Source organism: Candidatus Anoxymicrobium japonicum, from assembly GCA_002843005.1.
Classification (GTDB): domain Bacteria; phylum Actinomycetota; class Geothermincolia; order Fen-727; family Anoxymicrobiaceae; genus Anoxymicrobium; species Anoxymicrobium japonicum.
In genome coordinates this window covers 1-14,570 of the sequence record PHEX01000051.1, presented here as the reverse complement: position 1 = coordinate 14,570, position 14,570 = coordinate 1, and the positions used below count along the sequence as shown (strand labels likewise).

Here is a 14,570-nt window from a genome sequence, read left to right as displayed (position 1 = left end):
GTATCGTCTGTTATGGAGAAGGCAACTGTTGTCCGAGGTCGAGCCCGAGTATCAGGTGACCGTTGTCATTTCGCGCCATGTTCACCTCCTGTCCAGCGAATCACGCGAGGAAACTATGGTAACATTGTGGCGTCGGCGCAGGGACGCGACACGGCCAGCGCCTCAACGAAAACAGGTTGATTCACGCAAATCCACTGCCGAAATTGATTCATGCCGGGACAGGAGGGAGTACAGGTGGAACCCATGGAACCCATGGTGCTCGAGGCTATGAAAGAAGTCCTTCAGACAGGACAGGAGATGGTCAGGCGCTCTCTGGTCGCCGGTTCGTCCGGCAACTGCTCGGTACGTGTTCCAAATACAGACCTCGTTGTTATCACGCCCACATCGGTCGAGTACGACCTGTTGCTGCAGGAGGACATGTGCGTTCTCAAAATGAGTGGAGAGCCTGTCGATGGAAGGTACGAGCCTTCGATAGAGATATCGATGCACCTGGCGATTTACAAGGCCAGGCCGGAGGTCGGCGGCATCGTACACACGCACCAGCGGATGGCCACGGCGGTCGCGGTCGCCGGAAAGAGCATACCGCCTATCCTGGAGGAACAGGTCTCGCAGCTGCTTGGCGCCGTCGAGCTTGCCAGGTACGCGCCGCCGGGAACGAAGGAGCTGGCTGACAGAGCCGTCGAGGCGCTGGGCCGCAGGAACGCCTGCCTGCTCGCGCACCACGGCGTTGTGGCCGTCGGCTCGAAAATACGTGACGCGCTGCTTCACGCCGAGATAGTCGAACGCGCCGCCACCGTCTATCTGATGTCACATCTGGTGGGTGGCCCGAAGATCGTGCCGTCCATGGCGGCGGAGTACAAAGGCAAAGAAATATAGCGAGGCAACAGATGGCAGGAACGCTTGTCGTCGGCAGCATTGTTCTCGATATGGTGATCACGGCGCCTCGCATACCAGAGCCGGGAGAGAACGTGCACGGAACCGGCTTTAGTATGGTTCCCGGCGGCAAGGGCGCGAATCAGGCCGTCGCCGCGGCGAGGCTGGGCCAGGACGTTTGCTTGCTCGGTTGCGCCGGCGCGGACGCTTTTGGCGACTATCTCGTGGATTCGCTGGCGAATGCGGGCATCGACACCTCGCATGTCAGGCGGTCGGACGCCGTATCGACTGGCGTCGCGCTCATCGTCGTCGAAGAGACGACGGGAATGAACACCATCGTCGTTGATCCCGGGGCCAACATGGCTCTGACAGTTGAAGACCTTGATGTCCTGGACTCTCTATACGCGGAGTGCGGCACAGCGCTTTTTCAGCTCGAAATTCCACTTGATGTCGTGTCGGAGGGCGCCAGGCGCGCGCGCTCTCACGGGCTCACCACTGTTCTCGACGCAGGACCTCCCCGCGGGGCGAATGTCTGCCTGGCGAAGCTCTTTGATGTGGTATCTCCGAACGAGAAAGAGCTCGCGTCGTTGACCGGGCGCGAGGTAAGAGATTTCGATGAGGCGTCGTCGGCCGCGAAAGAACTCCTTGACGCGGGCATCGACACGTTGGTTGTCAAGATGGGTGAAGCGGGAGCGCTGCTGGTGACGGGCGAGGAGCAAAAGCTATTTCCGGCGTTCAAGGTCAACGCTCTCGATTCTACGGGCGCTGGAGACGCGTTCACCGCCGGACTGGTGGTTGCTCTCTCAGAAGGAATGGAACTCGATGGCGCGGTGAGGTTCGCGAACGCGGCAGGCGCGGTTGCCGCGACGGCGCCTGGCGCGCAACCGTCAATGCCATCGCGCTCGCAGGTCGAGCGTCTTCTGGCGAGAGATGAACGGCCGTGAAGAGAACGGCTCAATCCGGCGCCGTCGGCGCCGGATTCATATTCACCAGGTGAAGTGGCGTCCTGTTGGCTATTTCTGTTGGATCGCCATCTTGAAGGCGAATATCTTACCCTCCGCCAGCAGCGAGACGAGAGTGCCGTCCTTCGTGATGGCCGGTGGGGTAAAGTTGTTCGAGCCTCCCATCATCGGCTGACCCTCGGGCCCCGGCAACCAGGGATTGTTCGCGTCGTAGCGCCACTTCTCCTTACCATCGGGCGTTATGCAGAAGATTCGTGAGTTGGTGGTGGCCGCGTACAGCAGGCCGTCCTTTCCGATGAGAGGACTGTAGACGGAGGGACATTCGCTGGAGCCTTCGTCGGTGTTCCTCACCCCAACCCTCTCCCCTAAGGGGCGAGGGGGCACGGACTACCCTGAGACATTTTCATCTTAGGTGGTGGCGCGTCCGTGCGCCATGTGGGACTGTTCCGAAAATACAGATTGAGGGCGGTCTCTCAAGGCCATGCCCGTGGTCAGACAAAATCGCGCCGCGCCGGAGAGACGCGGCTCAAGAGGGCTGAGGGCGGCCTCTCAGGCCGCCTGTCCGCTTACTGCTACTTGTTCTTGTGACGGTTCTTCTTGAGTTGCTTCTTATGTTTTTTCTTGCGCATTTTCTTGCGCCTCTTTTTGACAACCGAGCTCAGCCTAACCTCCTTTTCTGACTCTTCGCGGACACAACAGGAGCAATCCTACCACAAAACCTGAAACAGGGGGTTGCTAACAGTTAAGGATTATATGGAAAAACATACGCGGACATGGAAACCCGTACCGCGCTCAACTCAGAACAGGGGAGATTAAGTGTCGTAGGCGCCTGCTATGATGAGTTCAGCCTGTCAGAGGTGATAGCCAAGCCTTTGTGTGGCCACTCGCCGCCAGTTCGGCGGAGAGTATAAACGGACGCATGAGGGAACGTAAGACCTGGAACCGTTTCCAGGCGAACCCCGGTGAAGCGTCAATCAGAAGAAGTGGCATAGAATGCCATATTCTAAAGGAACGGTGACTGATGACAAAGGAGGCTGCGAGCCGGCAATCAGTGCCCGGTCACTTTCTGACGTTTGTTGGAAAACGGTATGCTTGCCTTTGTTTTCTTGAAATCCCCGGAAAAGATGACGTAGTTGTAGTTGCCGTCGGAGGAAGCGCTTATCCCTTCTTGCAGATGTCCCGTTGTCATGTTCCCTGGCAAGGCGAGAATTGTATCAGAAAGTCCCTGAGGATTTGTCAGAGTTATTTTCCTTTTTGACGTGTCGCAGGTAAATTTGGTTTTCAAGAAGCGCCGGGTAAAATCCGCGAAGTAAGACATGGGCTGTATCTTCAAAAGCCCGTTTTGTTGCGCGCTTTCCGCGTAGTCCATGAATTCCTTGAACGCGTTCGGGTAGTTGCCAATATCATATGGGTGTGAATAGACGAGTTTCACGCTCCTGGTTTTTACGGCATAGTCTATGATGGACTTGAGCCAGGAAGACACTTTCTGTTCGGAGACATTCATCTTGTGCATATCGCCCAGTGAAGCGTACTTCCCGAGGCTTGAAATAGGGAAGGCAATAATGGATTTTGAAATCACGCGCTCGTCAATGAAGGTTCTATTTGGCGAAGAGCCATTGTCTCCAGTGTAGTAGTAACAGGTGAATCCAAGCTTTTCCAGCACTCGTGTTGTTACAGGTTGCGGATGCACTCCATTGGGGGCGGAGTATTCTCGAGGCCTGTAACCTGTTACAAGTTCCAGGCAATCATTATTTTTCCTTATGTATTTGTAGATATCTTTCTCTGAGAACACCTTCTTTTGGACGTTTTCCGCGAACCAGTTGTGCCCCCACCCGCCGTGGGAACCCACAACTCCATACTCCAAAAGATTCAAGACAAATTCTCTCCCTTTCCCATGCGCGTCGAAACCCAGGCGGTCGCCGGGCGCATCCCTGAAATCTCCCGCAGTGATGTGGAAGGAGCATTTGACATCTTTTCTGATATCTCCATTTTGAATCAAATACGGGATGCTTTTCCAATCTATACTCGAATCTATGTGCCAATTCACCACAAGACCCCCTTTCCCTTCGGGCGTATTCAAAAGGTGTGGGATCTTGACTGCTTTGAACAGGAATGCTCTCAATAATTTTCTCAAAGGGAAGTCATCGGCGTTTGCTTTGAGATAGCCCAACGGAAGACAGGTGTACATTACTTTCCCTTTGCCGTAATTCTTGAAAACGATACCCGGGGACTTGAATCCACTCTTCGTCACTGCCCATGCGCACACATCACTTTTGCGGACTCCTTCGTTTTTCACTCTCGCGATAGGATACTTGAGCTTCCCATAGGAGTAAGCTCCCAAAAGGTTTCTTCCCAGAGTTTTGCCCGGTGGAATGTCAAGAAAGTCCATGGAGTTTTTTTCTATCTGCAGGTATCCGTAAGTAAAACTTTTTTTATTCTCTTTATATGTGATGTTGTTCAGCGAGAGTATTTCTCTAAATACGCCTTCTTCGAGAAAAGAACCCTTGTGGTCTTTCGTTCCCGCGTCGGAGATAACCGCGACATTCCCGCCTTTTTCCAGATAACTTTTCGCCCATTCTCTAATATCCATTGGAAGGGATTGATTCACTCCGTCCGCAAATATGACCGCCGGATGGAGTTTTTCGAAGTTTTTTTCGGAGAGGCTCAAAAGCGTCACGGCGCTCATTCTTGTGACGGGCACCCCTTCTTCCTGAAGCACGCTTTCGTAAGCGTCCAAAACGTATGAATACTTCCCCAGGTTCTCGGGATTGAACACAATCAAAACAGAGAAGTTGTCTGAGGATACGGTCAGCATGGTGTTTGCCGCAATAAAGAAAAGTGAAACAACAATGGCAATGATTGCGATAGTGGCGTATCTCTTTTTCAAGCCACTATCCCTTTCCCGTCAGTCGCGGCATATCCGTATATGACGACCTGTCCTTTGAGAACCAGGCCTTTCTTTGCGATAACGGATTTTACCTTTCCCTTCTCCCCGATTTTTGTCTTATCTCCAAGGATCACTTTGCCCTGCGCGAACACGTTCCCTTTTATTTCCACATCGCCTTCCGTCTCAATATTTTTCTCTGAGAACACGCTTCCTTCAATTGTTACTTTCCCCGATATGAATACATCTTCATTTGACTTGATGCTTCCTTTGATAAAAGTTCCTTTTTCTATCGCGTTTACTTCACTTAGCTTGCGTGTGGCGATAGGCGAAGCGAAAAGCCTCTTGAACTTTATTTCTTTTGCCAGTATGAGGTTTTCATTACAACTTGCGTTCCCTCCTAAATTCACTCCTCCGTCCGTTATGATACTTTTTGCCGCGTCAACCCAATGAATGATCGTTGAATTCTTTTCCAGGAATATGTTCTCTTCGCTTGAAAGCGCGTTGACTGTCGAATTTTCGCCAATGTAGACATTCCCCTTCGCATAGACTTCTTTTGGCATCTCCATCAGTGAGTTTATTCTTATTTCCCCCCAAACAAGAAGCGCTTCTTTCACTTCTTTTTCTACAGAGAGGTATTCCCCCTTTAGCCCTTTCACCTCGAAGTCGGAAAATCTTATCGTGTCCGCGTTTTCGCCCGCGCCCTCTAAAATATCCGGCGAAAGGGTTTCTATGAATTTACGCTTGAATGATTTCGCGAAATATCTTGGATCTCTCGTGTATTCATAATCTACAAGCAAGGGCAGGTTGTCCCTGGGGTGGATTATTTCCAGCAAGGCGGGAACAAGCGGGACAAGTATCAGGAAAAGGAAACTTGCTATGAAAATCAATTTTCCGATCCTCCGCTTGCGAACCTTTCCGTTTTTCGCCAGGTGGTAATGCGTTTTGAAAGCACGTCGACGCAGGAGTCAAAGAGTCCCAAGATTGAATACGTCATGTTCACGGAAAAACTGTAGACAAACACGGGAAGAAGATTGATCCTGCGGGTGGCGCCATCCAGAAGAGCTCCCTCTCCAAGCTCATAGTACGGCGCAAAGGTGCCCAGATTGTTGTATGTCAGCACGAAGAAGAGAACAACGAATCTATTCAGGATGTTCATCTCTCCAAGGAAAAAGAGGATTATCGAATCAATGAGTCCGAGAATGAAGAATGTTGGCGTGGTGTATATGAAGAGAAGGAAAATTCCGTCTATTTTTTTCTTCAAAGAAAGCTTTTTTGAACGGATAAAAGGAATCAAGTAATAAAACAACACATGATTGTGTCCGCGCGACCATCTTCTTATTTGCATTCCTCTTGCGGCCCAGGTTTCAGGCACTTCTTCGTAGCACTCCGCCCTGTTGACATAGGCTACGTTCATGCCGTGCAAGAAAATTTTCATTGTAAGTTCCGTGTCTTCCGCGAGGATATTTTCGTTGAACCCCCCCAGCTCGAGAACAATATCTTTTTTGAAACATGCCGCGGTGCCTCCATACTGGGGGACGAGCTGCAGATTATGGCGTGCCTGTTGATCTACCTGGTATCCTCCCGTGCGCTCAGCTTCCAGGAGTCGCGTAAGAAGATTTACGGACGCATTATAGGGGACCACTCTTCCCATTGCCGCTCCCACGTCCGGATCCAGTATGTTCATCGCGAGGGTTCGAATAATTCCTCTTGGAGGGAGATAGTCCGCGTCAAAGATGATCACGATTTCTCCATTCGCGATGCGCAAAGAGTCGTTGAGCGCCGCCGCTTTTCCCCTTCTTGATGCGGCATCGCGGAAAAGAGGTTTTATCCGTGGAAATTTCGCTTCGTAACTGGCGAGGATATCTTTTGTACTGTCCGTGGAATAATCATCAATTGGAATTATTTCGAGCTTGCTCTCCGGATAATCTGACTGCATCAACAAATCCAATATGGCGGCGGCGACTTTTTCTTCATTATGCATTGGAATGACAACGCTTGCGAAGGGGAGATCAGAGTCCACGATATCCTGAAGGCCGATTCGCTGTTCTCCAAATACCCTGTTGATTGTGAAAATGTAATGTCTGATGGCATAGATCGACATTACCAGAACAACCAATCCGAGGTAGATTTTTAAAACCTGAACTAAAAAGCCCATTTCCATTTCTCTTTTTTCTTCGAGAGTTTTCCGGAAGCGATAACCATAAAAAGAGAATAGGCGGAAACGATGTACAGGAAATCCAACACAAAGATGAACGCGAAATATCCGGGGAGCGCGAAGATGTATGAAAATTTCGACATTACATATATGAATGCGAAGTACCGGACAAATCCAAAAAGAAAAGAATAAAGTTCGGTGATCGTGATGGCAAGAATTTTTGAAGCCAGCCCGAGAGGAACAGTCACAAAAGCGCCGACCAGAAGAACGGGAATGAATATCCACACCGAGACCTGGATGTTCAGATAGAGTTCGAGGAGCATCTTCAGGCTGTATGGAAACCGGTCAGGCATGACGGCGAAGAAAACCGAAGAAAAAAATGTAAGCAGGGATAGGTATATTATCCAGAACCTTGCGGGATAGGAGGCGACAAGGAAAGCAAGGACAATAAGCAGTATTGAGACAGAAGCAACTGAAAGAGAAAATGAAACCGAAGGATATTTCGCCGCCGAATCAAACACGTACATGTTTTTCAATATTCCATTAAAGGTTACTACGTTGGAGTTGGCGTAAGTGAACTCCGGGAGCACGTTCTGTACGTTGCTGCTCATCAAAAAAGTAAGCCGGGAGCCGAATAGAATCAATGGCGCTTCAAACATCACTAAAATAAGCAGGAATTCAAGAATCGCCGCAGTCTTGCTCTTCGCGACGAGTTTTCTGTGTGCTCTGTGAGGAAGCACATGCGGTTTTTCTTGATCCATGATTTCAATGCTTTCCACATTGCGGCGCGTGTCAATGATGGATAGGTTCTGTTAAATAGGTTTTTCGCTATATACAGGTCTTGCGCCTTTTAATCACTTCGTCGGGTTGCGCTATAACAGCGCGTGTTTGCGCAGGAACGTCTCGATGCGGAAGTTGACGAGGTCGGGCGCCTCGATCAGTGTCGCGTGTGTCCCGTGCGGCACGACAAAGAGTTCCGCGCCTTTGACCTTCCTGTAAATTTTCTTGACCAGGCGCATCGGGCACATGCCGTCTTTCTGTCCCGCGATGACCAGCGTTGGCGCATCGATCAGTGGGAGCACGTCCTCGGCTGAATGCCTGGCCATTCCTAAAAGGGCGCGCAGATCGTTAGGGAAGCCCATCTTCACTATGTGCTCGAAATAGAGATCCATCTCCAGCTTCGAGCAGCGGTGCCTGTCGATCTCGAGGATTCTGGCCGCGGGCCACATTACCGGCGACGTCAAAAGCGGCGCCGCGATCGCCTTCAGCACTCCCGGGTGTTCGATGAAATGCCCGAACAGTTTTGTGTAGAGTTTCTCAAACAATGGCGCCGTGCTGAATGCTTCAAAAGGTTTGGACGCGGGTCCATTGACGGGAATGAGCGCGAGCACGCGGTCGCTGTTGTCACGGCAGAACTCTAAGATGACCTGTGCGCCCATGGAGAAACCTACCAGTACCGCTCTGTCGATGCCCGCATGGTCGAGCACGGCCTTGAGGTCCTTCGCGTGGCAGGAGACCTCGAAACTGTCGAGGTTCGTGGGAACGTCGGAGCGCCCGTGCCCACGATAGTCCCAGCAGATCACCTGGGCCATCGTTGAGAAATGGTCCTCGAAGTAGTGCCAGAAGTTGGTTGTGGTCGCCACCCCGTTGGCGGTAACAATGGGGCATCCCCGGCCGCGAGTCGAATATCTGATGATTGTCCCGTCAAAACTCTTCGTCTCGTGGACGGCGCCCTTGACCAGATATTTCACGTTGACCGATCCAGCCAATCTATTTTCGCGCGCGCCATAGAATCAAGCAAAAGCTTTCCCACCGCGTTCTCCAATCAGGATAATCACGATGTCAGGGGCCGCTGGCTGTCGGGTCACGACGGTGTTTACGGCGCACATAGCCGGAGGAGCGGCGCACTCCACACAGAGCTGGGATTTCGCGCAATCGATTTCCAGCCCCATCTGTTTCGCGCGTTGAGGGACGCAGGTGTCCCTGACGCGCCTGAAAGCATCTTCGAGCTCATTGACAATGTGGTTGAAGCCCATGACGAGTATTATCGTATCCGGCGTGCGGCCGGGCCCGAACACGGGCAAAAATTCCGGTTCGACTTTCACGAGCATACCGTCCATGGTCACCGCGCACGCCGTGGACAGGTACACGGATTTCGCGGGGATGAGCGATCCCCTGCGGGATCTGCGCTCGGACGCAAACCGCATCGCGTTTTTCATTTTGTTTCCTCGCGCCTGGAGCGTGGAAATGATGCCCAGTTCCTCGAGGATCGCGGTATCCCAGTAGAGCACTGTTTTATGTATGGGAATATGGTTCAAGATACGCCTGTTGGCTTCAGATGCCGTCGGCACTGGCGCCACCGAGAAGTTACGATCGGCAAGAGCGGATGCGCACACCAGCACGCGCTTGCGGACACGCTCATCGTGGAAGTCATCCCACATCTCGAGAATGCTTTCGTCGATATCGGCAGGCATCGATCAAACCCCCTGAAATCGCCTGCAGCAGATTACGCCTGATAGTGAATTCAGGCTGCCGCTACCACTCGTCTTGCGTGAAAACCTCGCTTATCTTTGCCCGATCGCCACTTCGCAGCGCCGCGATAATATCGCCGTACGCCTTTGCCGCGTTGGTGCCCCAGGCGTCAACTGAGCTGATCTTCACGGGCGAGCGCGAACGGTCCACGGTGTGCAGCCCGAAGCGAGGTTCGTAAGAACCCCACTCATAGTTGTCAACCATCGACCAGTACATGTAGCCGATGAGGGGAACCCCGTCCTTCATCGCCCGCATCGCCTCGAATATGTACGCTTGCAGGAAAGTGTCCCGCGTCGCCCCATCTCGTCGCTGCTCGACTCTCCCTTTGTAAACCTTCTGGGCCATTCCGTTTTCGACGATGAATACCGGCAGGCCATCGGCGTTGATCGTGTCGGCTTTCAGGAAGTGGTACATCGCGACCGGGTTCAGCATCCATTCCCAGTGCTCCGTGTTGATATTGAAACGGTGCTCGCGAATGTCTTGCACGGTTGGCGCTTTGATCATGTTTCTCGGGAACGGGTCGTAGAAATCGATGGCGAGGTAGTCGAGCTTCTCCGGCCTGTCGGAGTCGTAGATTGCCTTGATGCCGCTCTCGAAGCGCGAGTGGTCGGTCAAGCGCTTCACCAATTTCTCGAGCATACGCTCGAGGACCCGGTTGATGGGGTTCACTTCCTGCACAATCGGTGACTTTGCGACCTCAGCGTCCCACGCGGCTTTTCCCGCAATGAGATATTCGGGCAGGTCTTTTTTCTCAACTCCGTTGTGTCGCGCGTTTAGCAGGTCGGTCAGGATTTTGTCGATCCCGTACACCGATTGGTTGGCGGTGTTGTAGGTGACATGAGGAGGCGCCCATGAGTTATCGGCGTAAACCTTGTGCAGGGTGTCGTAGGCGCGGCAGTGGGCGTCGATCAGGTTATTCCACGCCAGGAGCGTATTGCGGATGCCCGTCTTTTTGTGGGGAAACTCGCGCGCCATGTAAGTGCCAAGCGCCCAGCCGTTAGGCTCGTTTGTGGTGAGCCAGTATTTGATCGGGCCCAGCGCGTGCTTCTCGATTAAGATGCGGTTGATCTTCAGCGCCATCTCCTCGGTATAACGGCGGTAGTGGTCCAGCTTCGCGTTCTCCAGCCAGAAATCAAGCCCGAGCCAGTATGGATGTGTAAAGTGGTGCAGCGTGACCACAGGTTCCATGCCCGCTTTCATGATCGCCGCGATCATGTCCGCGTAAGCCTCAATAGCGCCCTGGTCGAATTCGGGCGTCTTTGTGGATGTCATGGATTTCTCGGGCTGCACCCGCGCCCACTCGATCCCCAGGCGAAAAGCGTTGAGCCCCATGTTCGAGGCGAGATCGATCTGCTCCGGGTAGTCGTTCCAGAAACGTATGGCTTCCCCGGAGAGCTCCACACGCCCCGAACGCTCCGCCTCGACCCAGTTGTTGAGCGGCTCGTTCTGGCCGTTGAAGCCGCCCTCGACCTGGTGCGGCGCGTTGGAAACCCCGAACATGAAGTCGGGCGGAAGGGCGAACCCGTCGCCGAAGAGCCTCTCGACGTCTTTCTTTGAGAAGTGCCGACTGAATTCCATTCTCATCACCACCTGTTCAGATAGCCGTTCACGCACTCATCCGCCGCTAGAATCTTACCAACGTCTTTCCCAAGTAATTCTATCAGATGACCCCGCTCATTAGGGTAGACGGCGCCAGACCCCTTTTAGCGGAAGCGCGGTCAGGCCGGTTGCCCACATTTCCGGGAGATGAACCCTGCAAACAAACATTACTCGTGTTGTTTACAAGAAGGCATGTCAAGCCTTACTCTTGAGGGTGCAAGATCACGTGGGGGGAAGAAGAGCCATGAACGTCTATGAGATGCTCGCATACGAAAGCGCGCGAACCTTTTTTGGTCCGTGGCTTACATTTGTCTTCAGAGTCAAGACTGAGGGCAAGGAAAATCTTCCCAAAGATAGTGGCGCGCTGCTCATCTGCAACCGCCACAACATCCTCGACACACTGGCGCTGATGACGGAGGTCGACCGCTATATTCATTTCCTGGCAGGCTCGCACGGTTTCGTGGTCCCGGTGGTAAAGACGTTGTACCACATGACCGGCATGGCCAGATTGTCCCTCAAGGGCGCCGCCCGGAGCGGCAAGGGGATTGACGAAGCCGTCGGGTTGATGAAGGACGGCGAGATCGTAGGCGTATTTCCCGAGGGGATCGAGTTGCTCATACGTCCGGACAGGGGCGGCAAGATATTCTATTTCCGCACGAACTTCGTGCGCATGGCGCTCGAGGCAGGGGTGCCGATAATCCCGGCCGCCGTCATCCCCGGTGATGATGCCAGGCGAATACTCGTCCGCATCGGCAGGCCGATTGATCTCTCGGGGTTCAAGGATGAGCCACTCACCAAGAGGGCCATCGATGTGTTGAGTGGGAAGTTGCGCCGTGTGGTGATAAAACTTTACAACGGTGAGGATATGGAGAGGTTTGTGACTGGCGACCTGCCTTTCGATATCTACACAGACCGCGTGTAAAAACAGCGCCTGAGTTTCTACTCTACTCTTTCACTCCTGCGAAAGCGCCGATCAGCAGGCACGCGATGCCCAGCGTCAGCAGGCCGACAGGCAGATAAAGGAACTGAAGACGCAGCTTCGCGATTTCGTCGTGAGCGAAAGCCGACGCTTCCCGCAGGCTCGCGACGGTCTCTGAATAGTTCAGCGTGGTTATAACTTGTGTGAAGGCCGGGTGGGACGCCGGGTTGTTCACGGACAGGCGGACGGATGAATGCGCGTTGCGCGTCCCGATGAGGTTTCCGGCCACCGGCTCTACCAGGAACTCGAGGGAAAGGTCGCCTTTGTATTCGACCTTTAGTGAGTCCGAATCATCGACAGGGAGAGCGGGGTTAGAGAGGATTGATTTCAATTGCGCCCCGGTCATTCGTGATGGAAATCCTTCCGGCATCGCTGCCGTTTGCCAACCGTACTCGACTTTGAAAACGAGAGCGTTGACGCCATAGATCTTCTCTCGTCCAGCAAACACCGCTTTTTGCGTCTTGCCGGTCAACTCGTCGAAGACAGGCAAATCGGCTTCCGGCGTATTGAAGGGAAACACCAGGCAGTATCCGCTCCGGTCGCGGTCGGCGCCTTTGCCCTTCACCTGTTTCGCGCTTTTCCGGTTCACGGCGAAAAACTCTTTTTTTTCAGAGAGACGGCGCCTGTCCGCGGCGTTGATGACAGCGCTGTCCACTTCGATGACCGCCACCTTCGAGGTGGATCGGCGCACCGGGTTGAACTCCCTCTCCTGGATGATTACGTCCATTGGGGCAGGTTGTTGGCCGACGGGTGGTTGTCCCGGCGGGCGCACGCGCTCCACAAGCGTCCCGTTGTAGAACCGAAGCAGGTCGATGTCGGTCGGCACGACCTTCAGCGCGGGCGCCACCCCCAGCCTCCAGAATCCGGCCAGCAGGATGAGAGCGAGCCCGGCGGAGAACAGTACAAGGTTGGCTTTGCTTGACTTGATGATCCGCCACCTGGCGGTGCCTCTGGATCCGGAATCTTTCACTATTCTTCCTGATGTTATTGACACTGTCGGCATCGGTGATCCAATGAACCGTACACGGGTTTACTCGAGGGATCGAGAGTGCAACGTCTCAAGATGACGGTTGGAGGTATTTCTCCCGGAACTCCTCGGTGGTCATGAGCTTGATGTCGTCTCGTACGTACTCGAGCTCTTCTCGCGCTTCTTCCGAGCTCTCAAAGAGCTCACGGCGCAACACTTTTTTGAGCCTGAAGTTGAGCACTTCTATGATATAACCTTCCCCGAGGTCTACTCCAAGCAACCCTTTAGTAAGACGGGCTTTGTAGCAATCGCTCGCCATGTACCCAAACTCGCCTTTGTCCGCATGACCGCCGAGGGCGCTTCCGCCGCACCGGGCTTTTCTGGACATTTTACTTCTTCCTGGTTTGCTGAGGCTGTTCCGCGGGCTTGTTCGTTTTCTCGGTTGCCAGCTGTCCGGGTACTACAATGCGTTGCAGGGCGTAGATTCCCAGAGCGGTCACGGCGCAACTGTGCGTGGACGGCAGCTTGGAGGACGATATGTACAGAGCGCAACTATCTTCACAGAGAGCCTTTGCGCCGGGGACCTGAGGTTGCCTGATAGGGCACCAACTTCCAGGGACAACCGCCATGTGTCTCCTCCCATAGTCCGCAAGACATATCGACCAGCTTTGTATTCTACACCTCATACGATGTCTGATTCAAGGAACCGAGGGGATCGTCAGCCTTGGCACCACGTGAGTCAGTACCGGTTCGTTCAAGACAGCAGTTCTTTGAGAACCTGCTCCTTAGGAAGGCCAAGGTGGCCTGCAACGTCATTGACTACCGCGTTCAGGGTGCCGACCTTAAGAGGTCTGTGTCTCGGGACAGTCAGATGATGCTCACCATTGCGGAACGTCGTTAGTCTGATATGGCTCCCTGCCTGGCGGGTAATCTCGTAGTCAAACCTGGAGAGGAGGGTGACGAGCTTATCCCCATCGATGTCCCTGGGGATTCTCATACTGCGATGACCTCGTCCTTTATGTAGTGAAGCCGTACGACTTGAGGCTGTTCGTTTTCCTCGAAATGGCAGCGCACCGCTTCTCGGACGTTCTCCTTGATCTCTTCCAGAGTTTCACCGTCGGTGAATATCGAGAGACCTAGTGCACGTGCCTCGAACCCGCCTTCGGGTGATTCCTCGATGAGAAAGACTATTTCCTTGTCCAAAAGAGATCTCCTTAAGTCCGGCTATGGTTGAATTGTATCACGCAGCGGATTGTTTCTGAACATTTCGGACAAGATCCTATCACCATGTGTTACTGTTTGCCTCCTTTGAAGACGCTCCCAGGAAGGGGGGGGAAGATACCCCTCGGAAGGAAAGGAGCGCAGGCATGGACGAGAGCAGCGGCAGGAGGAAGCGACTCAATCCACAAGACAAGCTCGATATCTTCCTCGAGGTTCAGAAAAGCAACGTCACTAAGTGCCCCTTTCCATAAATACGGTAACGTATCGAGAGCGTCGATGCGCCGTTCCTTAAAAGACCGCGCGACCGAGTCGTACTCGGTGAGTACGGCGAGGAAGCGGAACGCAGCAGGCGCGGATGCAGCGGCGTTCGCTTGCGAGTATTTATGGAATGGGGC

At 53.4% G+C, this 14,570-nt stretch carries 18 protein-coding genes; 3 read left to right on the top strand and 15 right to left on the bottom strand.

Annotated features, from left to right (window positions below; genetic code table 11):
* Positions 1-210 precede the first annotated feature (210 nt).
* Both CVT63_06020 and rbsK read left to right on the top strand, forming a co-directional pair.
* Positions 211-876, top strand: coding sequence for a class II aldolase (locus CVT63_06020; protein ID PKQ27828.1), 666 nt, complete (start codon positions 211-213; stop codon positions 874-876).
* 11 nt (positions 877-887) lie between these two features.
* Positions 888-1,817 (top strand): ribokinase, encoded by a 930-nt coding sequence (rbsK, locus tag CVT63_06015; GenBank protein ID PKQ27827.1) that lies wholly within the window; start codon positions 888-890, stop codon positions 1,815-1,817.
* Between the two features lie 69 nt (positions 1,818-1,886).
* Here the strand turns inward: rbsK and CVT63_06010 are convergent, their stop codons facing one another.
* The 9 genes from CVT63_06010 to CVT63_05970 all read right to left on the bottom strand — a co-directional run bounded on the left by CVT63_06010 (position 1,887) and on the right by CVT63_05970 (position 10,993).
* Positions 1,887-2,186 (bottom strand): hypothetical protein, encoded by a 300-nt coding sequence (locus tag CVT63_06010; GenBank protein PKQ27826.1) that lies wholly within the window; start codon positions 2,184-2,186, stop codon positions 1,887-1,889.
* 221 nt (positions 2,187-2,407) lie between these two features.
* On the bottom strand, positions 2,408-2,497 hold the full coding sequence (locus CVT63_06005) for an AURKAIP1/COX24 domain-containing protein (GenBank protein PKQ27830.1): 90 nt from the start codon (positions 2,495-2,497) through the stop codon (positions 2,408-2,410).
* A gap of 386 nt (positions 2,498-2,883) precedes the next feature.
* Positions 2,884-4,722: a hypothetical protein gene (locus CVT63_06000; GenBank protein ID PKQ27825.1), complete on the bottom strand. Its 1,839-nt coding sequence runs from the start codon at positions 4,720-4,722 to the stop codon at positions 2,884-2,886.
* Entirely contained in the window at positions 4,719-5,609 is an 891-nt protein-coding gene (locus CVT63_05995; protein PKQ27824.1) for a hypothetical protein, read from the bottom strand. The genes CVT63_06000 and CVT63_05995 overlap by 4 nt, the downstream gene beginning before the upstream one ends.
* The gene (locus tag CVT63_05990; GenBank protein PKQ27829.1) at positions 5,606-6,796 is read right to left on the bottom strand and encodes a glycosyl transferase family 2; all 1,191 of its coding nucleotides are present in this window, start codon (positions 6,794-6,796) and stop codon (positions 5,606-5,608) included. Before CVT63_05990 ends, CVT63_05995 begins: the two co-directional genes overlap by 4 nt.
* 68 nt (positions 6,797-6,864) lie before the next feature.
* Positions 6,865-7,638 carry a hypothetical protein gene (locus CVT63_05985; GenBank protein ID PKQ27823.1) on the bottom strand — a complete coding sequence of 258 codons (774 nt, stop codon included), beginning with the start codon at positions 7,636-7,638 and terminating at the stop codon, positions 6,865-6,867.
* A gap of 111 nt (positions 7,639-7,749) precedes the next feature.
* Entirely contained in the window at positions 7,750-8,646 is an 897-nt protein-coding gene (locus CVT63_05980; protein ID PKQ27822.1) for a hypothetical protein, read from the bottom strand.
* 24 nt (positions 8,647-8,670) lie between these two features.
* A complete protein-coding gene (locus CVT63_05975) occupies positions 8,671-9,351 on the bottom strand; it encodes a hypothetical protein (GenBank protein PKQ27821.1) in 681 nt (226 codons plus the stop codon).
* Between the two features lie 61 nt (positions 9,352-9,412).
* On the bottom strand, positions 9,413-10,993 hold the full coding sequence (locus CVT63_05970) for a hypothetical protein (protein PKQ27820.1): 1,581 nt from the start codon (positions 10,991-10,993) through the stop codon (positions 9,413-9,415).
* 259 nt (positions 10,994-11,252) lie between these two features.
* Between CVT63_05970 and CVT63_05965 the strand changes: the two genes are divergently transcribed.
* On the top strand, positions 11,253-11,930 hold the full coding sequence (locus tag CVT63_05965; GenBank protein ID PKQ27819.1) for a hypothetical protein: 678 nt from the start codon (positions 11,253-11,255) through the stop codon (positions 11,928-11,930).
* 22 nt (positions 11,931-11,952) lie between these two features.
* Here the strand turns inward: CVT63_05965 and CVT63_05960 are convergent, their stop codons facing one another.
* From CVT63_05960 to CVT63_05935, 6 genes are all read right to left on the bottom strand, one after another.
* On the bottom strand, positions 11,953-12,990 hold the full coding sequence (locus CVT63_05960; protein PKQ27818.1) for a hypothetical protein: 1,038 nt from the start codon (positions 12,988-12,990) through the stop codon (positions 11,953-11,955).
* 55 nt (positions 12,991-13,045) lie between these two features.
* The gene (locus CVT63_05955) at positions 13,046-13,342 is read right to left on the bottom strand and encodes a hypothetical protein (GenBank protein ID PKQ27817.1); all 297 of its coding nucleotides are present in this window, start codon (positions 13,340-13,342) and stop codon (positions 13,046-13,048) included.
* 1 nt (position 13,343) lies between these two features.
* Positions 13,344-13,583 (bottom strand): hypothetical protein, encoded by a 240-nt coding sequence (locus tag CVT63_05950; protein ID PKQ27816.1) that lies wholly within the window; start codon positions 13,581-13,583, stop codon positions 13,344-13,346.
* Positions 13,584-13,708: 125 nt separating this feature from the next.
* Complete coding sequence (locus CVT63_05945) at positions 13,709-13,951, bottom strand: hypothetical protein (GenBank protein PKQ27815.1); 243 nt, start codon at positions 13,949-13,951, stop codon at positions 13,709-13,711.
* Positions 13,948-14,157 carry a 2-oxoisovalerate dehydrogenase gene (locus tag CVT63_05940; protein PKQ27814.1) on the bottom strand — a complete coding sequence of 70 codons (210 nt, stop codon included), beginning with the start codon at positions 14,155-14,157 and terminating at the stop codon, positions 13,948-13,950. The genes CVT63_05945 and CVT63_05940 overlap by 4 nt, the downstream gene beginning before the upstream one ends.
* Positions 14,158-14,246: 89 nt before the next feature.
* The coding region (locus CVT63_05935) for a hypothetical protein (GenBank protein ID PKQ27813.1) at positions 14,247-14,570 on the bottom strand (324 nt) is incomplete at its 5' end.